Below are 23,413 nucleotides of genomic sequence, written 5' to 3'. Positions count from 1 at the left end.
AGGTCCCAGTTATAGAACATCAATTGTGAAATTTGGTACAAATAACAGCTTGGGATCACGAGACACGGGATTATCCTTCAAGCCCGCGATCTCTACAAATCATATAAATATATGGAGGGATTAGTATGTCGGTGATTGAAAAAGAAGTACAAGAAGTTAAGTCGGGATGGCGTGGGTTTGTAAGTGGTAAATGGTCCAAGAAAGTCAATGTTAATGACTTTATCGACAAGAACATCAAACCCTATGAAGGTAACGAACAGTTCCTCGTAGGCCCTACCAGCAACACTAACGAACTGTGGAAAATCATTTCCCAACTGGGCAAGGAAGAAAGAGAAAGAGGCGGCGTTTGGGACATCGATCTTAACACAGTGTCCACAATCACGTCCCACAAACCTGGCTATATCGACAAAGAAAAGGAACAAATCGTCGGCGTTCAAACTGATGCGCCTTTCAGACGTTCCATTCAACCGTTCGGCGGCATCAAAATGATGATCGACGCTACCAAAGCTTATGGCTTTGAACTTCCGAGCAACATTGTTGACATGTTTACGAATATCCGCAAAACGCATAACCAAGGCGTGTTTGATGCATATACAAATGATATGAGAGCTGTTCGTAAAGCGGGCATCATTACCGGTCTTCCTGATGCTTATGGCCGCGGCCGCATCATCGGCGACTACCGCCGCGTTGCTCTGTACGGTATTGATTTCCTGATCAAGGAAAAGAAACAAGAACAGCTTAACCTTGAAGTAGATTCCATGAGCGAAAGCGTCATTCGTCTTCGTGAAGAGCTGTCGGAGCAAATCCGTGCCCTGGGCGAACTGAAAGAAATGGCTGCTGCGCACGGATTGGATATTTCCAAACCTGCGAACAACGCTAAAGAAGCTTTCCAATGGGTATACTTCGGTTACCTGGCTGCAATCAAAGAACAAAATGGCGCCGCTATGTCCCTTGGCCGCGTTTCTTCCTTCCTGGATGTTTACGTACAACGCGACATTGAAGAAGGCACGCTGACTGAAGAACAAGCGCAAGAGCTTGTTGACCATTTTGTTATGAAACTGCGTATCGTGAAATTCCTTCGTACTCCTGAGTACAACGACCTGTTCTCGGGTGACCCGACTTGGGTAACTGAATCCATCGGCGGTATGGCCGTTGACGGCAGAACCCGCGTTACGAAGAACAGCTTCCGTTTCCTGCACACCCTGTACAACCTGGGACCTGCTCCGGAACCGAACCTGACTGTTCTGTGGTCCGAGAAGCTTCCTGAAGGTTTCAAGAAATATTGTGCCAAAGTATCCATCGAGACAAGCTCGATCCAATACGAAAATGACGATCTGATGCGTCCGATTTATGGCGATGACTATGGTATTGCATGCTGCGTATCCGCAATGCGCATTGGTAAACAAATGCAATTCTTCGGCGCTCGCGCTAACCTGGCCAAAGCTCTGCTGTATGCTATCAACGGTGGTGTGGATGAAAAATCCGGCGCACAAGTAGGACCGGAATATCCGCGCATCACTTCCGAAGTTCTGGATTACAAAGAAGTAATGAAACGCTTCAAACCGATGATGGAATGGCTTGCCAAAACTTATGTCAACACTTTGAACGTTATCCATTACATGCACGATAAATACTCCTACGAACGTATTGAAATGGCGCTGCATGACCGCGACATTCTGCGCACGATGGCTTGCGGTATTGCCGGTCTGTCGGTTGCTGCCGACTCTCTGAGTGCAATCAAATATGCCAAAGTTAAACCGATCCGCAACGAAGAAGGAGTCGCAATAGACTTTGAAATCGAAGGCGAATTCCCTTGCTACGGCAACAACGACGACGCTGTTGACAGCATCGCAGTTGAACTGGTTGAATCCTTCATGAACATGATTCGCAAACATCAAACTTACCGTGATTCTCTGCCGACTCAATCGATTCTGACGATTACTTCGAACGTAGTATACGGCAAGAAAACTGGTACTACTCCTGATGGACGTAAGAAAGGCGAGCCGTTCGCACCTGGTGCTAACCCTATGCACGGACGCGACAAGAAGGGCGCTCTTGCTTCCCTGAGTTCTGTAGCTAAACTGCCTTATGAAGACAGCCTTGACGGTATCTCCAATACCTTCTCGATCGTACCTAAGGCACTCGGCAAAGACGAAGAAGGACGTAAAGCGAACCTGGTATCCATGATGGACGGATACTTCCACAGCAAAGGCCATCACCTGAACGTTAACGTATTTAACCGCGAGCAACTGATCGACGCTATGGATCATCCGGAAAACTATCCGCAGCTTACTATCCGTGTATCCGGTTATGCTGTTAACTTCATCAAGCTGACTCGTGAACAACAGCTCGATGTTATCAACCGTACTTTCCACGGTTCGATGTAATTCAGCCGTTAATCTAATTTAAATAAGCAGTAAATGGCAAGGTGATACCGCCCTTGAAATAAGGGCGGTAAAATCTTGTTCTGAGATTGTTAAAATTTTAAGTATTTGGTTTGTAGCCAGTCGTTAAGAAAGGATGACCTTCTATGATTAAAGGCCGTATCCACTCTCTTGAAACCTTCGGAACCGTAGACGGGCCTGGTATCCGTTTCATCTTGTTTATGCAAGGCTGCCTGTTGAAATGCCAATATTGCCATAACCCGGATACGTGGGCATTAGACGAGGGCAGAGAAGTCACTGTGGAAGAGATTCTTAAGGAAATCGAACCTTACCTGAATTATTACCGCTCCTCTGGTGGCGGTTTGACCGTTTCCGGCGGAGAGCCGACGCTTCAGGCAAAATTCGTGGAGCAGCTGTTCACGGAGGTGAAGAAGCGTTGGGGATTGCACACGACTCTGGATACCAACGGATATAACGAGGGTGACAAGATTACAGACCTTCTGAATGTAACGGATCTTGTGCTTCTGGATCTTAAGCATATCGATGACGAGGCTCACATCAAACTGACCGGCAAATCCAATGAACGCACTCTGAAGCTGGCTCGCTGGTTGTCTGATCATGGACGCAAGATGTGGATCCGCCATGTCTACGTACCCGGCATTCATAACAAGGAAGAGGACCTCATCAATTTAGGGCGTTTTATCGGAACTCTAAACGGGGTAGAGAAGTTCGAGATTTTGCCATATCATCAAATGGGCGTGTACAAGTGGGAAATGCTTGGCAAGGCTTACGAGTTGGATGGCGTGCCTACTCCCGAGGATGAAGAAGTGCAGCGGGCTTACCGGCTTATTGAAGAAGGCCGCAACCAGACGACCCCCGTATAAATACGACTTCGAATACAGATTGGAATTCTTGACGGGGTTCCGATATTGAATAACGATGAGAGTCCCTCATCGGAGAAACCAGCATCGAAAAGGCTGTTCCCTTCCCGAAGTTGTTCGGATGAAGGGAACAGCCTTTTTAATAGATTTCTGAGCGAATGAGAGCAAGCTGTTATTTGTTTTGATTTCTTGCTTCGTCTTTCACTTCTTCCCGAAAACCGCGAATGCTGTCCAGCCGTCGTTCGTTCTTGTCATCAAGCTGATTTTTTTCGGTGGAGGAAATCTCGTCGCTATGCTCGCTTAAATAATCCTCGGTTTCTCGATAGTTCCGGATGGTATTTTGAATACTGTTCTGCAGATGAGCTACATTGTCTTCCCGGTTATCCGGTTTAGGTTTGTTCATGTTAATATCGCCTCCCGTAATAATGAAAATCGCCGAACTTTGGACGGCTCTTTGCCCTTAATATTCCCTTTGCGGTCTATGCATATGCGTCTGATTTGATCGGGGGCGTTACGACGTCAGTCATAAAATAAAATTTAAAAAACCATACTAAATCTTCCCTTAAAGAGGGAGATTTAAGTGTTTTACAAATTTTCTCTATTTTTCTGAAACTTTTTGCCGGTGCTTGCGTCTAATAGTATGTTTTGTTTTGGGGAAGCCATGATAAGAGCGCAGGCCGCCTTGAGGCGGCTGTGTTTTTGTCGAAAATATAAGAGAGAGGCGGAGGGCAAGCCGTTCAGGATCTTATATTTACAAAAAGGGAGCAGAAGGAGTCATACTAATGAATGTAAGAAAACTGGCTTTAATTGCTGTACTGACGATGGCGCAGGCCGCTTCGGCGGTTCCGGCATTCGCCGAATCCGCTGCACAGTTACCGGCAGGAACAGCAACCAAATCCGCAGCCGTGAATGCTGTATCTACTGCATCGCCGGCGGCAACCGCTACAGCTACGGCGATAACCGGAACAGTGTCGCCAGCCCCGATAGTGTCGCCGGCGGCTTCATCTACACCATCCTCAACCGTGGAAACGTCGCCGACGATTGAACAGCCTAGCGCAACTCCGGGGCCGTCAGCCTCCGCTGTGCCGTCCGCAACGCCGCAGCCGAATTTTGCACCGGCAGCGCAGGCTCCGACCGGCATCGCAGGGGCAGGCCAGCTTGTGCTAATGATGAACAGCAACAAGATGTATATGAACGGAACTCTATATTTGGCGGGCCAGCCTATGGCCGTCAAGAATGGCGTATCTAATGTAGCAATTCGCGCCATGGTGGAGCGCGTTGGCCTGAAGCTGACCTACAACGGAGCAACGAAAGAAACGATCATCATGAAGGACGGCAACGAACTTCGTTTCAAGACTAACAGCAAAATTTATACAGTAAACGGTAAGGCTACGACGATGAAAGGTCCGGCTTACCAGTACAAAAATACTTTTATGGTGCCGCTGACTTCGATTACGCAGGCGCTTGGCATTCCATATACGGTGGATAATGTGCAGAAACGCGTCATCCTGACTCTGCAGACTAAGCCCAAGGCATCCTTCACGGTGCAGCCGTCCGAAATATTTGCAGGAGAAACGACGGTCAATTATGTGACCAGCAGTTCGGCGTCGAACGGCGCAACAATTGTTGACGAGCGCTGGGAAGGACGGCAGGACGTTTTTGCACAGCCCGGCTTTTATACGGTCAGTTATTCGGTTATGGACTCGAACAGCCAATGGAGCGATCCCTATTCGGTAACCATCAGTGTTCTTAAACCGAATCAGCCGCCGGTAGCGCAGTTTACGACTAATAAAGACGAATACAAGATGGGCGAGCCGATTACCATCACTAATATTAGTTCCGACCCGGACGGCGATCAGCTAACGGAATCATGGTCTAATCGCGCGCAGGCCTTTTTTAACCCGGGACCTGTCTCCATCCAACTGACGGTCACCGATACCCACGGCCTCAGCAGCACTTTCGAGAAGGTGATCAACATTACTAACGAAGTGCTGTACAGCCAGGAAGACTTCAACAAGCTTTTTGTTCCGCTCGGCGATATTTATACGATCAACGGAAGCGAGATACCAAGCTGGAACAAGGTCTCTTATACAAGCAGTTCGGAACCTATAACGCTGATTCGCAGCAATAGCCCCGAAACGGTGTATTCGGAAGGCATTGTATATCAGGAGACGGCGATGGGCAGCACCCGGATTATGGTTCACCACAAGAACTCGATGTCCACAAACATGAAGATGTATGTGATTGCGACAAACGATAATATTTATCCGGCAACCATTACGACCCAACAGTCCGGTTTTGGCGGTCCACTTGATATTCCGACAGCTACAGGCAAAAAGTCGATTGAAACCTACCTGCAATCCATATCTTTGGGCAGTGCTTACGATAATGTTACGCTGCAGCCCGGGGAAAGCAAACCGGTTCTGACCACAATCAACAATGTTACGATGAAGCCTGGACAAATTATTTCGCTGATGTCCGATGTATTCAGTGATTATCCGGTAAAATATTCGATTGTCATGATCGACGCGACCAAGGACCCGCTGCTGACGCTGCCAACCCTTAACTACCTGGAACGCGACGGCGTGCATAACCGAGGAACGTATCCGAATGCGAACCGTATCATTACGGTCACCGATCCGGTAGGAACGACGCCTTCAAGGCTGGTACTCGGAGATAACAACACCGACAAGAACCTGTCGGGCACGGACGCGCTTTCGGGCACGGAAGCATCCAACTCGGGCAACTTCGGCGTTGTTTACAAAATTACGCTTACCCGGGTCGCCCCAAACACATTGATCACGCTCAATCCGCGGGGCGGGAAATACCAGGGACCGCTGCTGGTCAACGGCAATATCATCGAAGCTCCGAATTCGGGCGCTGTCGATGCGCCGCACCAGAACAGCGTGCTGTACCGAACCGGAAATCTGGAGCAGACGGTAGAAATCGTATTTACCCCGGCCTCCGGAAGCAATTTGCCGATTAATCTGCTGTTCATGCCGCTTCCGCCTCAGAAGGCACAATAACTTAAACGGCTTCATATTTATTAATATTTTCCCGGCAAAGCGCTTGTTCAAGCGTTTCGCCGGGATTTTTATTTTCCGGAAAACTTGAACTAGGAGAGGTATGCTGACCTTCATTGACGGCGTCATATTTTTGGGGCATTATTAAAGGATGGGTTACAACCTTGATCCTCTATATTATGGGAGATGAGCTTATGCTGTCGACAGAAGAGATATTGGAAGCCATGTCGGAGCAGGGACTGCGAATCACCGACCAGCGCAAGACGCTTGCCAAATTGTTCGGCGAGAATACGGGATATTTGTCCGCCAAGGATGTATATAAACATATGGAACGCAAGTACAGCGGACTCAGCTTCGATACGGTCTACCGCAACTTGCGAGTAATGGAAGAGCTGGGGGTGCTGGAGCAGATCGTTTTTGAGGACGGAATCAAATTCAAGGCGAGCTGCAGCCAGGACCATCACCACCACCATATGATTTGTCTCCAGTGCCAGAAGACGTACCCCATTTCTTTCTGCCCGATGAATATGACGGATGCGCCCGATCAATTTCGGGTGGTGAAGCATAAATTCGAAGTATTCGGGTACTGTAGGGAATGTGAGGAAGCCGGCGCGGAGGACAAAGCGGCTCGCGGAGAAGAGGCGAAATAAGCATGGGAATCGGACGAAGAACGGTACAGGCGCCTATCAAGATTTACCGCAATTTTATCTCGCCGCTGAAGCCCGCTACCTGCCGGTTCTATCCTACCTGTTCTGCGTATGCGCTCGAAGCAGTGGAAGTGCATGGACCTCTTAAAGGCTCTTGGCTTGCCGCCAAGCGAATCGCCCGCTGCCATCCCTTTCATCCGGGCGGGCTAGACCCGGTGCCTCCGGCGAAGAGCAAGATTACCGGCAAGAAAGCGGCAGGCTCTACTTGACATGTGAGCGCTGTTTTGGTTATATTTTCAATAATAAATGTATTTCCGACGAATGGATGAGTACATCGGGACGCCAGTACAGAGAGCCGGGGCAGGTGCAAGCCGGTCTGGAAGGTCAGGATGGAATATGGTCCGGGAGGAACCGCCCACGAGCGATATGAGGCTGCATTCGGCCTCTGCGTAAGCCGGCGGCGTGACCCAGCGTTAATGGGCAGTTCCCGCAGCGGGAACTGGATAAGCTCGCGCTCCGTGAGGGGCCGGGGAATTTTGGGTGGTATCGCGTGAGTCAACTCTCGCCCCATATGGGGCGGGAGTTTTTTTGCGAGCACAGAAACGTATGGCGCTCCGCAGTTTCATGAAGAAGAATGCACGGCTTCGGCAGAAGCGGCCCCGCCGGTCCGCCGGCTGTGCGGCGTCAGCACAAATGAAAGGATGACGGAAATGAGTCAGAAGAACACTTTTTATTTAACAACGCCAATCTATTACCCTAGCGACAAGCTGCATATCGGTCACGCGTATTCGACGGTCGCCGGCGATGCGATGGCCCGCTACAAGCGGCTTCGCGGGTATGAGGTCCGCTATTTGACGGGTACGGACGAGCATGGCCAGAAGATCGAGCGCAAGGCTGAGGAAGCGGGCAAGAGCCCGCAGCAGTTCGTGGACGACATCGTCGTCGGCATCAAGGATTTATGGCGCAAGCTTGACATCTCCAATGACGATTTCATCCGCACGACGGAAGAGCGCCACACTAAGGTCGTTCAGGATATCTTCGATCGTCTGCTTCAGCAGGGGGATATTTATAAAGGCGAGTATGAAGGCTGGTACAGCATTTCGGACGAAACTTTCTACACGGAGACGCAGCTTGTGGATATCGTTCGCGACGCGGACGGCAATATTATCGGCGGCAAAAGCCCGGACAGCGGACATCCCGTGGAACTTGTGAAGGAAGAAAGCTATTTCTTCAAAATGAGCAAATACGCGGATCGGCTGCTGCAGTATTACGAGGAGAACCCGGAGTTTATTTTGCCCGAGTCGCGCAAAAACGAAATGATCAACAATTTCATCAAGCCTGGCCTCGAAGATCTGGCGGTATCCCGCACGACGTTCGGCTGGGGCGTCAAGGTCAAGGGTGATGAGAAGCATGTAGTTTATGTCTGGATTGACGCGCTGACTAACTATATTACCGCTCTCGGTTACGGTTCCGATGACCGCAGCCTGTACGACAAGTTCTGGCCTGCCGATGTACATATCGTGGGCAAGGAGATCGTCCGCTTCCATACGATTTACTGGCCGATTATTTTGATGGCGCTGGGCGAGCCGCTGCCGAAGAAGGTGTTCGCGCATGGCTGGCTGCTGATGAAGGAAGGCAAAATGTCCAAGTCTAAAGGCAATGTTGTGGACCCGGTTACCTTGATCGACCGTTACGGCCTTGACGCTCTCCGCTATTATCTGCTGCGCGAGGTTCCTTTCGGTTCGGACGGCACGTTCACTCCCGAAAGCTTCGTGGACCGGATCAACTACGACTTGGCCAACGACCTCGGGAACCTGCTGAACCGTACCGTTGCGATGATCGACAAATATTTCGGGGGCGAGCTTCCGGCCTATGAAGGCCAAGTAACGCCGTTTGACGGCGAACTGGAAGCGGCGGTTGCGCTGACTTACTCCAAAGTAGAAGAAGCGATGGAGAAAATGGAATTCTCGGTTGCGCTAGCCTCAATCGGAGCGCTGGTCAGCCGGACGAATAAATACATCGACGAGACGCAGCCGTGGGTCCTGGCTAAGGACGAGAACAGAACCCGCGAGCTGGCTTCCGTGATGAGGCATCTCGCCGAGGGATTGCGGACGGCTTCGATTCTGCTTCAACCGTTCCTGACTCAAGCTCCGGCGAAAATCTGGGAGCAGCTTGGCATAGCAAAGGGTGAACTGACCACCTGGGACAGCGGCAAGACATTCGGCCTGATCCCGGCCGGAACGAAGCTTGTGAAGGGAGCGCCGATCTTCCCGCGGCTGGATGTGGAGCAGGAGGTCACCTACATCGCATCCGTGATGGGCGGCGGCAAGAAGGCGGCAGAGGCAGGTACGGAAACGCCTGCCGAAGGCGCTGGCGCTGACTCTGGCGCGCAACCGGCAACGGCTGCGGCCGCCGAGCTGGAAGAAGAGCACAAAGAGGAAATCGGCATCGACGATTTCGCCAAATCCGAGCTGCGTGTCGCGCAGGTGCTTGCCGCCGAGCCGGTAAAAAAGGCCGACAAGCTGCTGAAGCTGCAGCTTGATCTTGGCTACGAGCAGCGCCAGGTTGTCTCCGGCATCGCCAAGTTCTATACGCCTGAGGAGCTTGTCGGACGAAAGGTGATCTGTATTGTGAACCTGAAGCCGGTGAAGCTGCGCGGCGAGCTGTCGCAGGGGATGATTTTGGCAGCTTCCAAAGGCGATCAGCTTACGATTGCGACGGTACCCGATTCAATGCCGAACGGCGCCATTGTCAAGTAGATTTGAGGAAGTAGAGCGAACGGTTAAGAGTTTCATACTCAAAGCGGCTTGGTCATTGGACCGGGCTGCTTTCGTATTATTAGGTCAGCCAGAAACTTCTGGTTGGCCTGTTTTTGTGGGTGTTTTAAGATGGCGATAGCCGGGAGAACGCGGGCTGCTTTGGGGACGTTACCCCGTCAAAAAAACTGTTCTCCTACTATTCCCAATGACCATGTTTGAGCTGGTAGGGGCAATGGACCCCGTATCACATGCGAAGCTATGGGTTTGGAACCATCGTAGGATTGCCGGCAAATACGAATCGGGAGGTTGTTATGGAACCTGTTATAGGAGTAGATGTGGCCAAGGGATTCAGTGTCATACAAGCTTTTTTAAAGCGGAACGAGCCTTGGGGGAAGGCGATAAGCATCTCGCATGAGCAAAGCGGATTTGAGCAATTGGGGGAGATTCTGACGGAACTGCAGGCACAGACAGGGATTTCTCCAGCTGTCGTTCTGGAAGCGACCGGTCATTATCATCGTGGACTTGTCACCTATCTGGAACGTAGTGGATGGACGTACTTCATTGTCAACCCGTTACAAGCAAAACGAGCGAAAGGCACACAGTTGCGCAAGGTAAAGACGGATGCTGCAGATGCCTGGCACTTAGCCGAAATGTATTACCGGGGAGATGTTACACCGCATCGGACTTGGGATGAGGGGTTTACGGAGCTCCAACATGTAACCAGACAACATGAGTTTGTGACGGGGATGTTTGTGCAAGCGAAGTTAAACATGAGGGCCTTGCTGGATCAAGTTTTCCCGGCGTACGAGAAGGTGTTTCGCAATCTATTCTCGGTAACCTCTCTGTACGTGCTGGCTCGCTGCCTGGAAGGTCAAACTGAGGATTTGCATGTGGTCATCCGAAAAAGTGCAGGGAAATCACATTCTGAGAAGTGGGTAGAAGCTAAGGCGGAAACCCTTAGAGAAGTGATGTCCCGCTGGGGTGAACAACCAAGAAGTCGCGCTCAAACCTCCGTTCTCCGCAGTATGGTGGACTTAGTTCTAGCGTTTACAGATCAATTGAGCGAACTGGAGAAGCAGATGAATGAGATGGCAAGGGGTCTTCCGGAGGTTGAGCTCGTGAAGAGTATACCGGGAATCGGAGATAAGCTCGCAGCCGCAATTGTCGCAGAGATCGGAGATGTACGGCAGTTTAAAGAAGCCAAACAACTGGTGGCTTTTGCAGGTTTAGACCCTGGAATATTCAGCTCCGGCAAATTCACGGCGACCAGCTCCAGAATTACAAAACGCGGCTCCAAGAGGCTTCGTCGGGCGTTATATCTAGCCGTACAGTGCGGTATTCGAGGAAGAACAAACCCAAGGATACGGGAGTATTACGACAAAAAAAGAAAAGAGGGCAAGCCCTACAAGGTGGTCGTGATCGCTTGCGCCAACAAGCTACTCCATCACGTGTACGCCATCCTATGTAAGCAGCAGCCCTTCCAAACTTAAAACCCATAATTATCCAGAACCTTCACGCCAATGAAGGTTCTTTGTCATGATAAAAAATAGTATACCAAGAAGAACACGAATCACCAATACAAAATTCTTGACAAGTATTAGCTGGTTTTTTTCTTTGAAGAGACGGGAAAAAGGTTTATATTCCGGTATTATCGCCAGAATGAATATTATGCGATTGACTTATCGTAATGATTACGACTATAATGCTAATAGTAAAGTTTACGATCAGGAGGAGAACGCTACAAAATGCTAGGAAAAAGAATCAAAGGATTTGCGCTTCCGCTTATACTGCTTGTTGTATTGCTGTCCGGCTGCGGCCCGAAGAGCAGTGGTACTATCGTCGAGGGTAAGGTGAATGTAGTTACCACATTTTATCCGATCTATGAATTTGCGCAGGAAATTGGCGGGGAAGATGTCAATGCTATTAATTTGCTGCCGGTTGGCGTGGAGCCGCATGATTGGACGCCGCGCAGCCAAGATATTGTGAACACCTCAAAAGCGCAGCTTTTTCTCTATAACGGTGCGGGGCTGGAAGGCTGGGTGCCAAATTTCCTGAAGGGTCTCGAAAGCGACAGCAAAGTTCAAGCGGTCGAAGTAAGCAAAGGCGTCGATTATATTATGACCAATGAAGAGGACGATCACGATCATGGCGCGGAGCACGGAGAAGAAGAAGCATCCGGAGATTCACTCCATACCGATCCGCATACCTGGGTGAGTCCGAAATCCGCTCTGATTATGGCTGAAAATATTAAAAACAGTCTGGTGCAGATCGATCCGGCGCATAAGGATGGCTACGAGGAGCGTTACGGCAAAGCGGCGGAGCGTCTTAAGGCGCTGGACGCCAAGTTCGAAAGTGAGCTGGCGAAGGTTCCGAATAAAGAAATTGTTGTGTCCCATCAAGCGTTTGCGTATCTGTGCCGCGACTACGGACTTACCCAGCATGCAATTATGGGATTATCCCCGGACGCCGAGCCGCGTGGGCAGGATTTGGTGAAACTGGCGGAATTGGTGAAAAAAGACGGCATCCGTTATATTTTTTTCGAGGAGCTGGTTTCCGATAAACTGGCCAAGACGCTGGCCGCCGAGGCGGGCGTGTCAACGATGGTGCTTAATCCGGTGGAGGGACTCACGGAACAGCAGCAAAAAAACAATGATAATTATTTCACTCTGATGGAGAAAAATTTGCAAAATTTGATTCTGGCTTTAAAATAAGATAGAAAGCTTACTTGAAAGGGTGGATTGTCATGCAACCGGTATCCCTGGACTGCCACCAGCATATGATCAATATACAAAATCTCTCGTTCTCCTACGGGGAACAGAAGGTCATTTCCGATTTGAATTTTACCGTGAGAGAACGCGATTTTGTCGGTATTATCGGCTCGAACGGAGCCGGCAAGACGACGCTGCTTAAAATGATCGTCGGCCTGCTTCCGGCATCCAAAGGAGAAATCCGTCTGTTCGGACAACCGGTCCGGAAGTTTAAGGATTGGGAACGAATCGGTTATGTGCCGCAAAAAAATGCGTTTAACCCGCTGTTTCCCGCCACGGTGCGTGAAGTGGTCATGTCCGGACTTTATAATAATAAAAATGTGTTCCGCCGCATCTCCCGCGCCCAGCAGTGCAAGTGTGATGACGCGCTTGAGGTCATGCGCATCGAAGGCATTCAGGATAAAAGAGTCGGCATGTTATCCGGCGGTCAGCAGCAGCGCGTCTTTTTGGCACGGGCGCTGATTAACCACCCCGACCTGCTCATTCTGGACGAACCTACGGTCGGTATTGACATTGAGACACAGGCCGCGTTCTTCGAGCTGATTACACATATGCATGCCCATCATCATATGACATTCCTGATGGTTTCGCATGATATCGATATGATCCAGAACTATCTCGGCAAAGAGCCGGTACAGCGAAACGGCAAAATTAATTTTTATTCCCGCCATTCGCACGAGCTTCAAAACTGCGCCGCCGAAGACCTGCAGCATACGCTCACATAACCAAGATCAGCCATTGTACAACATCAGCTGATCAGGCCTTTGATCTTAGGATTTTGCACTAAGAATCTTTCTCTTAGTCTTTCATCAAGATCAGCCATTGTACAACATTAGCTGATCAAGCCTTTGATCTTAAGGCCTTTGATCTTTAGTTTCTAAGTCTTTTAATCTAAGTACGTTAGGAAGTTAAGCGTGTCCCGCCTTTTGGGACGTAAGCGTTCATGAGTCAAACAGTCCCGGGGAGCGCCCGCCTTCACACCTTCGCCAGTTGCGGGTGTCCAGAGGGCGGCTGCCCTTGGGGCCCTCCCCGGTGGGGAGGGTTTGGGAGGGGAAACTACACTTTGGAAATTCTGTTCAGCGATTTTTTTCAGCGGGCGCTTGCGGGCGGTCTGCTGATTGGAATTACGGCGCCGCTTATGGGCGTTTTTCTTGTGCTCAGACGGCTGTCGATGATTGGAGACACGCTGGCACATGTAACGATCGCCGGTGTGGCGCTCGGATTTTTGGCCGGCTTTTATCCGCTGGGAGCGGGACTGATCTTTGCCGTCGCGGCTTCCTTCGCAATCGAGAAGCTGCGTAAAGCCTATAAGAGCTATGCGGAGCTATCGATCGCCGTAATGATGTCGGGCGGCGTGGCGCTGGCCTCTTTATTTTTCACCTTAGGAAAAGGGTATAACGCCGATGTGATGAGCTACCTGTTCGGCAGCATTTATACGCTCGACAATACGGACCTTCTGGTCGTCGGCCTTGTCACCGTTGCGGTGATTACCGTGGTGACGCTGTTCTTCAAAGAATTCTTTCTGCTCAGTTTCGAGGAAGATGCCGCCAACGTCAGCGGATTGCCCGTGAAGATGCTCAATATGTTGATTACGATTCTAACGGCTCTGGTCATCAGTACAGCCATTAAGATCGTCGGCTCGCTGCTTGTATCAGCGCTTCTGACGATCCCGGTAGCCATCAGCCTGCTGCTTTCACGCAGCTTTAGGATATCCGTTATTTTGTCCGTCGTTATTGCCGAAATTGCCGTTGTAAGCGGGCTGGTCATCGCGGGGATCTGGAATCTGGCGCCGGGTGCGACGATCGTGCTTCTGCTAATCGCCTTACTCGTGCTGACGCTGATAGGCAAAAAAGGAGTACGGGTATAGTTTAGGCCGGAAGAAGAAAGTGCAGCAGCAAAAACCGGAAGCCGCAAGGGCAACCGGCAAAGTGACTGAAGGAGAGATGCCGCTATGTCCAACATTAACGCGGGAATCGCTTTGGCCGCCGGTCTGGCTTCATTCATTTCCCCCTGCTGTCTGCCACTGTATCCTTCCTATTTATCTTACATAACCGGACTGTCGGTACGGCAGCTGAGAACGGGAGAGCAGCGGAGAGAAGCCCGTTTTCGGACGGTAAGCCATACGCTGGCTTTTGTTCTCGGATTTTCCGCCGTCTTTTATACGCTTGGCTTCGGAGCCGGAGTATTCGGGCAGTTCTTCATCGGACAGCGCGAGCTGATCCGGCAGTTGTCCGCCATCCTGATCATTGTGATGGGACTGTTTCTGCTCGGTATTTTCCAGCCCCGTTTCCTGATGCGCGAGCGCAAGCTGGAACTCAGCCGCAGACCTGCGGGCTATATCGGCTCTTTCATTTTCGGCATCGGCTTCTCGGCAGGCTGGTCGCCCTGCATCGGTCCGATCCTGACGGCGATTATCGCCCTGTCGGCGAGCGAGCCGGGAACCTGGCTGAAACTGATCACGGCCTACAGCATCGGGTTCGCACTTCCTTTTTTCCTGCTGGCATTCTTTGTCGGGGGTGCGCGGCGGCTGCTGAAATATTCAGGTCCCTTGATGAAGATCGGCGGGGCGCTGATGGTGTTTATGGGCGTCCTGCTGTTTACGGACCAGATGTTCCGGATTACCATTTGGCTTCAGGGAGTAACCCCAAGCTGGCTTAAATTCTAAGAAGATATATGCAAAAAAGTCAGGTGAAGTAATCGATTCGCCCTGCCGGAAAATGCTCGAAAATGCGCTCTGTGATAAATTCCCGCAGGGCGTTTTGCTGCACGCCCTGATAGACGTATTTATTTTGTCCCCAGCGGCCCCATTTCTTTTTGCGTTTCTCGATGTCCATCTCAAGTTTGGTCTTCGGGTAGCGCTTTTCAATGACCGCTTTAGCTGTCTTGGTGAAACGGTGCTGGATCAATTCGAAGGTCAGGTCTTTGCCCGCTTCGGGCGGCAGCGCCTGTGCAAGCTTGGCCAGCAGCTCGGCATAGCCTTCCTGCCAGCCGTCATACCAGATGATCGGCGCAATGATGAATCCCAGCGGATAACCGGCGCGGGCCACTTGCCTTGCAGCCTCGATCCGTTCTTCAAAACGCGAGGTATTCGGTTCGAAATTGCGGATGACATAGCCTGCGTTGACGCTGAACCGGATGCGGGTATGATCGTTATGCGCAAGTTCCAGCAGCGGTTCGACATGCTGGTATTTGGTCACAAACCGCAGCCTGCCGAGCGGCTCTTCGGCCATGAACGAAATGAGTTCCGAAAGCGATCCGGTGATATGCTCAATCCGAAGCGGGTCCGAGGTACAGGCCGCCTCAAAGGTCGTGATTTCTGGCGCCCGCTCCTCGATATAACGTTTGGCTGCAGCAATGATGTCTCCGGTGTTGACATAGACGCGAATATAGGGCTTTGCTCCAAGCGTCGTTTGCAAATAACTGAACGAAAGGCCCCTTTGCGCTTTCGACTTGCCAAGCCCGGGGAGAAACATGTATCATTGTTAGAGCAAGGTTTGGCCTTTTGCGCCATGGTTAATATAGAAAAGAGGTAATTGCATGCCAACTCCCAGCATGGAGGATTATTTGGAGCGCATATACAAGCTGATTGATGAAAAAGGATATGCGCGGGTTTCGGATATTGCCGAGGGGCTAGAAGTGCATCCCTCTTCCGTTACCAAGATGATCCAAAAACTGGATAAGGACGAATATCTCATCTATGAGAAGTATCGCGGGCTCGTCCTGACCACCAAAGGAAAAAAAGTAGGGAAACGCCTTGTGGACCGCCACAAGCTGCTGGAAGAATTTCTCGCGACGATTGGCGTCCAGGAGCAGAATATTTACAGGGATGTCGAAGGCATCGAGCATCATCTGAGCTGGGATTCCATTACCTGCATCGAGTCGCTTGTGGAATTTTTCCGCCGCGATGAAAATAGAGTTCGGGCGCTAAATGAGATTCACCAGGAACTATACAGCGATTCTTAAGCAAGAAGAAACGGCTGAGCCGTTCTTATAGAGCGGTAACCGTTTCCTTATGAAAATTATATTTCAAGAGACCGGAAACGGAGACTGACCCGATTGGGCGGTGCGTCGTTTCTTTTGTTTTTGCGCAACCTTTTCCAGTTTTTCTCGTCCAAACTTGTAGTATAATACAGGATTGCAATTTTGGGGGAGGAATTATGAAACTGAAGAAATGGTTCATCGGAATGATGCTGATGCTGCTCTGCGTTCCGCTGCTGTCTTCCGGCGCCGCACGGGCGGCTTCGGCCGTGATCACACTGGAGCTTGACGGTATGACGCTTGCCAGCGACGTGCCGCCTTATATTACCGCCAAGTATGTCACCATGGTTCCGCTGGGGGTTATCAGCAAGGGGCTTGGCGCGCAGGTACAGTGGAATCAGAGCACCAGGACCGTCACGATCACCAAAGACGACAATGAGCTAATGCTCACTAGCGGCAAAAAAACGGCTGCAGTCAACGGCTCATCCGTTTCCCTGGACAACTCGGTCGAGATCCGGCAGGGACGGATTATGGTGCCGATCCGGTTCGTAGCGGAGCAGCTTGGGCTTCAGGTCGTCTGGAATCACGCTGCGAAGCAGATTTCGCTGTATACGGGAGCGGAGCCTCCCCAGGTCAGCGATCCGGTGGAGCCGACCGTCCCGACCGTTCCGACTCCGACCGTTCCCAGCATACCGGCGCCAACCGTGCCGACGGTTCCGACCATTCCCGGTGCCGGCAGCAAGGCGATGAAAGGGGTATGGATTTCCACCGTTTTCAATCTGGATTGGCCTTCATCGTCTTCAATCGGAAAGATCGATCAGCAGAAAAAAGAGTTGGGCAGCCTGCTCGACAAGCTGAAGGCGGTCGGCTTCAACGCTGTATTTGTGCAGGTGCGTCCCAGCGGCGACAGCCTATACCCGTCCTCGATCGTTCCCTGGTCGAAGGTGCTGACCGGCACTCAGGGCAAGGACCCAGGCTATGATCCGCTCCAGTTTATGATTGCCGCGGCGCATGACCGCGGAATGCAGTTCCATGCCTGGTTCAATCCGTTTCGTGCGACAACGGACGCCGGAACGGCCTCGCTTGCGGTCAATCATGTCGCCAAGTCTCATCCAGAGTGGATCGTCAAGGCGGGCGAAAAGCTATACATCAACCCGGGAATTCCGGAGGCCCGTCAGAGCATCATCGATACGGTGCTTGAAGTCGTGAAAGGCTACGACATCGACGGCGTTCATCTGGACGATTATTTCTATCCGTCTTCCACTTTTGATGACGATAGCTCGTTCAAGACCTATAACGCCAAGGCCATCGTCAGCAAAGCCGACTGGCGACGGGATAACATCAACGACTTCGTTCGCGAGCTGGGGAAGCAGATTCACGCGATTAAGCCTGCCGTTTCGTACGGCATCAGCCCGTTCGGCGTCTGGCGCAATATCAATAAAGACAGCACCGGCTCGGATACATCGGCAAGCGTGTCCGCGTACGACGATATGTACGCAGATGTGCGGACCTGGATTCGGCAGGGCTGGGTCGACTATGTCGCGCCGCAAATCTATTGGAGCCTGTCTTTTGAGAAGGCGAGATACGATAAGCTGGTGGACTGGTGGGTTGATGAGGTGAAGAATACGGGCGTGAAGCTGTATATCGGCCAAGCGGCTTACAAGGTGGCTACGGACAAGAGTCCGGAGTGGCAGAGCGGCGAACAGATTATCAACCAGTTGAAGTTCAACGAAAAATACGCCGAAGTGCAGGGCAGCATCATGTTCCGGGCAAATGATATTGTGGTCCGGAATCCGGCAGGCCTAAGCAGTCTGCTGACGTTTTATTTTAAATCCTGATTCCTCAAGGCATTAAATATCCCCCGTGCTCATAGATAAGCAGTATAAGTCTATGGGAACGGGGGATTGCCGTTTATGGAGATCAATGCGGTGTTTGAAGGCGGCGGCGTAAAAGGCATTTCACTTGCGGGAGCGGTTCAGGCGTCGGAGGAGGCGGGCGTAACATTTGGAAGGGTGGCAGGGACCTCCTCGGGCTCCATTGTCGCCTCGCTGCTCGCAGCCGGGTACAGCGGGGAGGAAATGAGCAGAATTATTCAGGGCACCTCGTTCCGATCTTTTTTAAAACGGTCGCCCATCTTCAATACAAAGCTGATCGGTCCGGCCTTGCGGGTCATGCTGAAAAAAGGGCTGTATTCGGGAGAGGCGCTGGAATCATGGATAGGCGGTATTTTGCGGCAAAAGGGGATTGTATCCTTCCGGGATCTTCCTCCGGGCAAGCTGTCGATTATCGCTTCCGACATAACGGACGGACGGCTTGTCGTCTTGCCGGAGGGACTCGAAGAATACGGAATCAATCCCGATTATTTTGAGGTGGCCAAGGCGGTGCGCATGAGCTGCAGCATCCCGTACTTCTTTGATCCCGTGATGCTGCGCAGAAATGGGAAAGCGGCGGCGGGGAAGTCTTTTGCCGATCAGTTCGTGTACATGGTGGACGGGGGATTACTGAGCAACTTCCCGATGTGGCTGTTTGAGGGAAAAGAGACGGGCCAGCTGGGAGCGGTAAAGGTTCCGGTAGTCGGCTATCAGATGGTAGGACGCACGGCACCGCAGGCTCACCGGATCACCGGACCGTTCAGCATGCTTCAGGCGCTTGTCGGAACGATGCTGTCGGCGCATGACGAGCGCTATATCGAGCAGGAGAAGGTTGTCCGCACCGTCAAAATTCCCACACTCGGCATCGGTACAGTCCAATTCGAGCTGACCTCTGAACAGAGCATCGCGTTGTACGATTCCGGATACCGGGCGGGAAAGGAATTTTTTCAGAAATGGCGTCCGGTCCGGCTGGATAAGCTGCCTAAAATAAATAAAAAAGCGTCTTCGCACTCCTAAGAGGAATGCGAAGACGCCGAACATTGTACTTCCATCAGTGATATTTGGGCAGCTGTTCTTCTTCATTTTTTCCTTTGCTGCCTTCAATGACCCGAAAAGGATAGGTTTTGCGTTTGCCGGCCGGCGGCTGGCTCTTTCTCATACCCGCAACCTTCGCCAATGTCTTCTGGGAAGGCTTCACCTTGATTTTGGACCGGCTGCCGCTTGCGGCAAACCGGCGGGGAGGAAATTTGTAGAGCAGATACAAGACCAGAAACAGAACAACGGGAACGATAAAGCCCCTCAACGAACTGAGGCCAAATCTTGCCAAACCCGATGCGAGACCAAAAACCGCTAGCACTACCGCGCTCCAAAAAATCAAAGCATGCCTTTTCATAGGCCACTCATCCTTTCGCAGGGTCCAATATGCCTCCGGTTACACTTGATTGTTGATATCCTTTTGCTTCGATGGCCGCATCCAATTCGCGCATGCGGTTGAAGGAAGCGATCGATACTTCCACCTGATCGTCCTTTGGTTCTTTCGTTGTGAGCAGCTGTAGCCACAGTCCGGGATAGCCCAGATAACGCAGAACGGGAAGTTCGCGTACAGCGTTGGTGCCTTTCAGCACTTCAAAGGACACACCGATAACGACCGGCAGCAGAATAAGCCGCTGAACAATCCGCTGCACCAGGGTATCCCAAGGCACGAGGGAGTAAATGATGACGCCAAGCACAATCGTCAGCATCATGAAGCTGCTTCCGCAGCGGTAATGCAGGCGGCTGTGCTTCTGCACGTTCTCGACCGTCAATTCGTCGCCGGCTTCGAATGCGCTGATGACCTTATGCTCTGCGCCGTGGTACTGAAACAATCTTTTGACCACAGGGGTCTGGGAAATGGCCCAAAGGTAGACGAGCAGCAGCACGAGCTTGATAGCTCCTTCAATGAGGTTGTGCAGAATATAGTTGTCAAATGCATTGCGGAACAAAAAATCTTCGACAAATACGGGAACGAGGGTGAAAATAACTTTCCCGAAAACGAAAGACAGAATACCCATGACCGCTACGCCCAAAATCATGCCGAGGCTCCAGCCTTCTTCTTTACCTTTCTGTTTCTTCTGCTTGGCGAGTTCTTCCGGCTCACTCTCATCTTCCGCATAAGCCTCGGCGGAATAATTCAAATGCTTGGAGCCCTTGGCGCTGGCATCTATAATACTGACAAGGCCCCGGAGCAGCGGAATCTTGCGCAGTTTCATAACCCAGCTCTTCTCGCTTCTCGGCACCTCCAAAAAAGTAATCTCTTGATTCTTCCGCCGTACGGCTGTCACATTGACATGCTTGCCGCCGAACATAACGCCTTCGATGACGGCCTGACCGCCGTAGCTCGGAGTTTCCTGGGACAACCAATTCACCTTCCCATAAAAAGTAGTATGTTGCTCTCTATATTCTTCATTGTAACTAATTTTTGTTTACATTTCTACTTGGATCGATCTTTCCTGAGCATACTAGGCTATATGCAGGATCATCGGCCGATTGACGAGGCCTATTCTTAATAATAGAAAGCGGGGAGTACGGCAGTATGGGCAATACGGTGAGTCAACGGCGGCCAAAGACGAATCCGCTGTTTTTTGCGATTGAGACGGGTTTTTTTGCGGGTCTGATCTGGGGCGGAGTGCAGTGGACTTTCTCTGTGTTCGGATTTACAAAAGTGATTCCGGGGTATCTTGGCGAGCCGTTCTTTCGGCATGAGTTTCTGGTGACCGGCGCCGGGCAGCTGGTAGGGTATTTGCTGTTCATCGGCTTTTCGGTTCTCTGCTCCATCTTGTATGTTCTGATTTTTCGAAAAATAAAAGGGCCTTGGGCAGGAATGCTCTACGGAATTCTCTGGTGGTCCGTTCTCTTTTTGGCCTGCTCCTGGCTTTTTCTGATGCAGCCGCCTTTCCGGCTTCCCTGGGATTCGGTCATCAGCGAGTTCTGCCTGTTCCTGATGTGGGGATTGTTCATCGGCTATACGGCCGCGACCGAATATACGGATGAACGCAAACGGGATAGCAGTACGGGAATGGCCTGACAATCCGGAAAAAAGTAAGCCGGGAATCGGCTCAGTTCATCATTCTTCTATATCAAAAAAACTTCTCAGGCGGCATGGCCCTATGTTACAATACAATGTGGCTATTTTCGAGAGGAGAATGATGATGGGCAACAACCGAGTCTCCAAACTGCGGAAGGTAGTGCAGGATCACGGTCTGGACGCAATGTTAATCACAAGCGGCATCAACCGCCGCTATTTGAGCGGATTTACCGGTTCATCCGGCTATGTGCTGATTACGGGCGACGAAAGCTATTTGCTGACAGATTTTCGCTATATGACCCAGGCATCGGAACAGAGTAAAGGGCTTAAGATTGTGGAGCACGGCCCGAAGTTTATCGATACGGTCCGCGAACTGCTGCCAAAGGGCGGGCAGGCGCGTCTCGGCTTCGAGCAGGATGACGTCGCTTACGGCGCCTATGCCTCTTACGCGGAAGCGTTGAAGACGGCGGCCGAGCTCGTTCCGGTATCCCAGGCTGTGGAGAAGCTCCGCATGTTCAAGGATGAAGACGAGCTTGCCGTAATGAGAAGGGCCGCGGATCTTGCGGACGATACGTTCCGGCACATTCTGAATGTGATCAAGCCGGGCATGACCGAACGGGACGTAGATCTGGAAATGGAATTCTACATGCGAAGCCACGGGGCGACCTCATCGTCCTTCGATACGATTGTGGCTTCAGGGGAACGGTCCGCGATGCCGCATGGCGTTGCGAGTCAGAAGGTGATTCAGACCAATGAGTTCGTAACGTTCGATTTCGGCGCGCTGCTGGACGGCTACTGCTCCGATATCACACGGACGATCGCGCTGGGCAGCCCCGATCCAAAACTAAAAGAAATTTACGACATCGTGCTGGAGGCCCAGCTGCATGCGCTGGAGCATATCAAGCCGGGCATGACCGGCAGAGAATGCGACGCTTTGTCGCGGGACATCATCGCCCGTTACGGGTACGGCGAGCAGTTCGGACACAGTCTTGGCCATGGCCTCGGCATGGAAGTGCATGAATGGCCGCGGCTGTCCAAGCTCAGCGATGATGTGCTGCAGCCGGGCATGGTTGTCACCGTGGAGCCGGGCATTTACGTTCCGGGACTCGGGGGCGTCCGCATTGAGGATGATGTAGTCGTCACGGAGAACGGCGTCGAGCGATTGACCCATTCGTCCAAGGACTACACGGTTTTGTAAACTTCGGTTATGCCGCCTGTGTAGGCTGCGACCTTAAGAGTTTAATTGTTCTAATAAGGACAAGTCATTTTTGAATTCAGGAGGGGTTTATTAGTGATTTCCGTTAACGATTTTAAAACAGGCCTGACCGTTGAGGTGGACGGCGATATTTTTACGGTACTGGATTTCCAGCACGTCAAACCGGGCAAGGGCGCGGCTTTCGTCCGCTCCAAGCTGAAGAACCTGCGCAACGGCAACACCGTTGAACGCACATTCCGTGCGGGCGAAACGATTGGCCGCGCCATCATCGAGAACCGCGCCGTGCAATATCTTTATGCAAGCGGCTCCGAGCATGTGTTCATGGACAACCAAACGTACGATCAATTCAGCCTTGAAGCCGATCAGCTTGAATGGGAACTGAACTTCCTCAAGGAAAACATGACAGTGAACATTGTCAGCTACCATAGCGAGCTTCTCGGTATCAACCTGCCGACCAGCGTAGAACTCAAGGTCGTTGAAACCGAGCCAAGCGTCAAAGGCAATACTGCTCAAGGCGCGACCAAGTTTGCCAAGCTGGAAACCGGTCTTTCCGTGCAGGTTCCGCTCTTTATCAACGAGGATGATGTGCTTCTGGTTGATACTCGCGAAGGCAAGTATATTTCCCGCGCGTAGTCTTTCTTTATATGCAATTTCTTGTCCCAGCCCGGCCTCCCCGCAGCGCAATGCGGGGAGGCTTTGGCGTTCATGGGCTTGAGAGATGCCGTCTTTTTTGCAAAATAATTAACGCATCCGGTCACTTTCGTATTATACTGGTTTAAAGCGGGAAACCGAATGTTTCAAGTGCTACATAGAATTTGAAGT

General features: G+C 51.4%; 20 protein-coding genes and 1 pseudogene. 17 read left to right on the top strand and 4 right to left on the bottom strand.

Annotation, left to right across the window (positions count from 1 at the left end; translation table 11 throughout):
• Window positions 1-125 precede the first annotated feature (125 nt).
• Window positions 126-2,387, top strand: coding sequence for a formate C-acetyltransferase (pflB, locus tag PUR_RS17835; protein WP_179036405.1), 2,262 nt, complete (start codon window positions 126-128; stop codon window positions 2,385-2,387).
• Between the two features lie 143 nt (window positions 2,388-2,530).
• Complete coding sequence (gene pflA, locus PUR_RS17830; RefSeq protein WP_179036404.1) at window positions 2,531-3,268, top strand: pyruvate formate-lyase-activating protein; 738 nt, start codon at window positions 2,531-2,533, stop codon at window positions 3,266-3,268.
• Window positions 3,269-3,437: 169 nt separating this feature from the next.
• Here the strand turns inward: pflA and tlp are convergent, their stop codons facing one another.
• Window positions 3,438-3,668 carry a small acid-soluble spore protein Tlp gene (gene tlp / locus PUR_RS17825; protein ID WP_179036403.1) on the bottom strand — a complete coding sequence of 77 codons (231 nt, stop codon included), beginning with the start codon at window positions 3,666-3,668 and terminating at the stop codon, window positions 3,438-3,440.
• A gap of 379 nt (window positions 3,669-4,047) precedes the next feature.
• Here tlp and PUR_RS17820 point away from each other — a divergent pair, with 379 nt between their 5' ends.
• The 9 genes from PUR_RS17820 to PUR_RS17775 all read left to right on the top strand — a co-directional run bounded on the left by PUR_RS17820 (window position 4,048) and on the right by PUR_RS17775 (window position 15,127).
• Window positions 4,048-6,291: a copper amine oxidase N-terminal domain-containing protein gene (locus tag PUR_RS17820; protein ID WP_179036402.1), complete on the top strand. Its 2,244-nt coding sequence runs from the start codon at window positions 4,048-4,050 to the stop codon at window positions 6,289-6,291.
• Window positions 6,292-6,482: 191 nt separating this feature from the next.
• Window positions 6,483-6,938 (top strand): Fur family transcriptional regulator, encoded by a 456-nt coding sequence (locus tag PUR_RS17810; protein WP_124695571.1) that lies wholly within the window; start codon window positions 6,483-6,485, stop codon window positions 6,936-6,938.
• Window positions 6,939-6,940: 2 nt separating this feature from the next.
• A complete protein-coding gene (gene yidD, locus PUR_RS17805; RefSeq protein ID WP_179036400.1) occupies window positions 6,941-7,204 on the top strand; it encodes a membrane protein insertion efficiency factor YidD in 264 nt (87 codons plus the stop codon).
• Between the two features lie 441 nt (window positions 7,205-7,645).
• On the top strand, window positions 7,646-9,694 hold the full coding sequence (gene metG, locus PUR_RS17800) for a methionine--tRNA ligase (RefSeq protein ID WP_179036399.1): 2,049 nt from the start codon (window positions 7,646-7,648) through the stop codon (window positions 9,692-9,694).
• Window positions 9,695-10,005: 311 nt separating this feature from the next.
• On the top strand, window positions 10,006-11,184 hold the full coding sequence (locus tag PUR_RS17795) for an IS110 family RNA-guided transposase (RefSeq protein ID WP_179036398.1): 1,179 nt from the start codon (window positions 10,006-10,008) through the stop codon (window positions 11,182-11,184).
• 255 nt (window positions 11,185-11,439) lie between these two features.
• Window positions 11,440-12,405, top strand: coding sequence for a metal ABC transporter solute-binding protein, Zn/Mn family (locus PUR_RS17790; protein WP_179036397.1), 966 nt, complete (start codon window positions 11,440-11,442; stop codon window positions 12,403-12,405).
• Between the two features lie 32 nt (window positions 12,406-12,437).
• On the top strand, window positions 12,438-13,187 hold the full coding sequence (locus tag PUR_RS17785; RefSeq protein WP_179036396.1) for a metal ABC transporter ATP-binding protein: 750 nt from the start codon (window positions 12,438-12,440) through the stop codon (window positions 13,185-13,187).
• Window positions 13,188-13,525: 338 nt separating this feature from the next.
• The gene (locus PUR_RS17780) at window positions 13,526-14,329 is read left to right on the top strand and encodes a metal ABC transporter permease (protein ID WP_179036395.1); all 804 of its coding nucleotides are present in this window, start codon (window positions 13,526-13,528) and stop codon (window positions 14,327-14,329) included.
• A gap of 84 nt (window positions 14,330-14,413) precedes the next feature.
• On the top strand, window positions 14,414-15,127 hold the full coding sequence (locus tag PUR_RS17775) for a cytochrome c biogenesis CcdA family protein (protein ID WP_179036394.1): 714 nt from the start codon (window positions 14,414-14,416) through the stop codon (window positions 15,125-15,127).
• Window positions 15,128-15,146: 19 nt separating this feature from the next.
• On the opposite strand, the pseudogene PUR_RS17770 reads toward PUR_RS17775, so the two are convergent.
• A pseudogene (locus PUR_RS17770) lies at window positions 15,147-15,887 on the bottom strand (spore photoproduct lyase family protein); the annotation flags it as partial.
• A 112-nt stretch (window positions 15,888-15,999) separates the two neighbouring features.
• On the opposite strand from PUR_RS17770, the gene mntR reads away from it, so the two are divergent.
• The 3 genes from mntR to PUR_RS17755 all read left to right on the top strand — a co-directional run bounded on the left by mntR (window position 16,000) and on the right by PUR_RS17755 (window position 19,328).
• A complete protein-coding gene (mntR, locus tag PUR_RS17765; RefSeq protein ID WP_179036393.1) occupies window positions 16,000-16,425 on the top strand; it encodes a transcriptional regulator MntR in 426 nt (141 codons plus the stop codon).
• 194 nt (window positions 16,426-16,619) lie between these two features.
• Window positions 16,620-18,278 (top strand): family 10 glycosylhydrolase, encoded by a 1,659-nt coding sequence (locus tag PUR_RS17760; protein ID WP_179036392.1) that lies wholly within the window; start codon window positions 16,620-16,622, stop codon window positions 18,276-18,278.
• A gap of 75 nt (window positions 18,279-18,353) precedes the next feature.
• Entirely contained in the window at window positions 18,354-19,328 is a 975-nt protein-coding gene (locus PUR_RS17755) for a patatin-like phospholipase family protein (RefSeq protein WP_179036391.1), read from the top strand.
• Window positions 19,329-19,362: 34 nt separating this feature from the next.
• Here the strand turns inward: PUR_RS17755 and PUR_RS17750 are convergent, their stop codons facing one another.
• Together PUR_RS17750 and PUR_RS17745 are read right to left on the bottom strand one after the other, a co-directional pair.
• Entirely contained in the window at window positions 19,363-19,704 is a 342-nt protein-coding gene (locus PUR_RS17750) for a hypothetical protein (RefSeq protein ID WP_179036390.1), read from the bottom strand.
• A gap of 7 nt (window positions 19,705-19,711) precedes the next feature.
• Entirely contained in the window at window positions 19,712-20,656 is a 945-nt protein-coding gene (locus tag PUR_RS17745) for a DUF1385 domain-containing protein (RefSeq protein ID WP_442953846.1), read from the bottom strand.
• 227 nt (window positions 20,657-20,883) lie between these two features.
• Here PUR_RS17745 and PUR_RS17740 point away from each other — a divergent pair, with 227 nt between their 5' ends.
• From PUR_RS17740 to efp, 3 genes are all read left to right on the top strand, one after another.
• On the top strand, window positions 20,884-21,375 hold the full coding sequence (locus PUR_RS17740; RefSeq protein WP_179036389.1) for a YqhR family membrane protein: 492 nt from the start codon (window positions 20,884-20,886) through the stop codon (window positions 21,373-21,375).
• 124 nt (window positions 21,376-21,499) lie between these two features.
• Window positions 21,500-22,573 (top strand): M24 family metallopeptidase, encoded by a 1,074-nt coding sequence (locus tag PUR_RS17735; protein ID WP_179037971.1) that lies wholly within the window; start codon window positions 21,500-21,502, stop codon window positions 22,571-22,573.
• A 93-nt stretch (window positions 22,574-22,666) separates the two neighbouring features.
• A complete protein-coding gene (efp, locus tag PUR_RS17730; RefSeq protein WP_124695557.1) occupies window positions 22,667-23,224 on the top strand; it encodes an elongation factor P in 558 nt (185 codons plus the stop codon).
• Window positions 23,225-23,413: the final 189 nt, after the last annotated feature.

Source organism: Paenibacillus sp. URB8-2 (genome assembly GCF_013393385.1).
Lineage (GTDB): Bacteria > Bacillota > Bacilli > Paenibacillales > Paenibacillaceae > Paenibacillus_AQ.
This window is presented reverse-complemented; position numbering and strand designations above follow the sequence as displayed.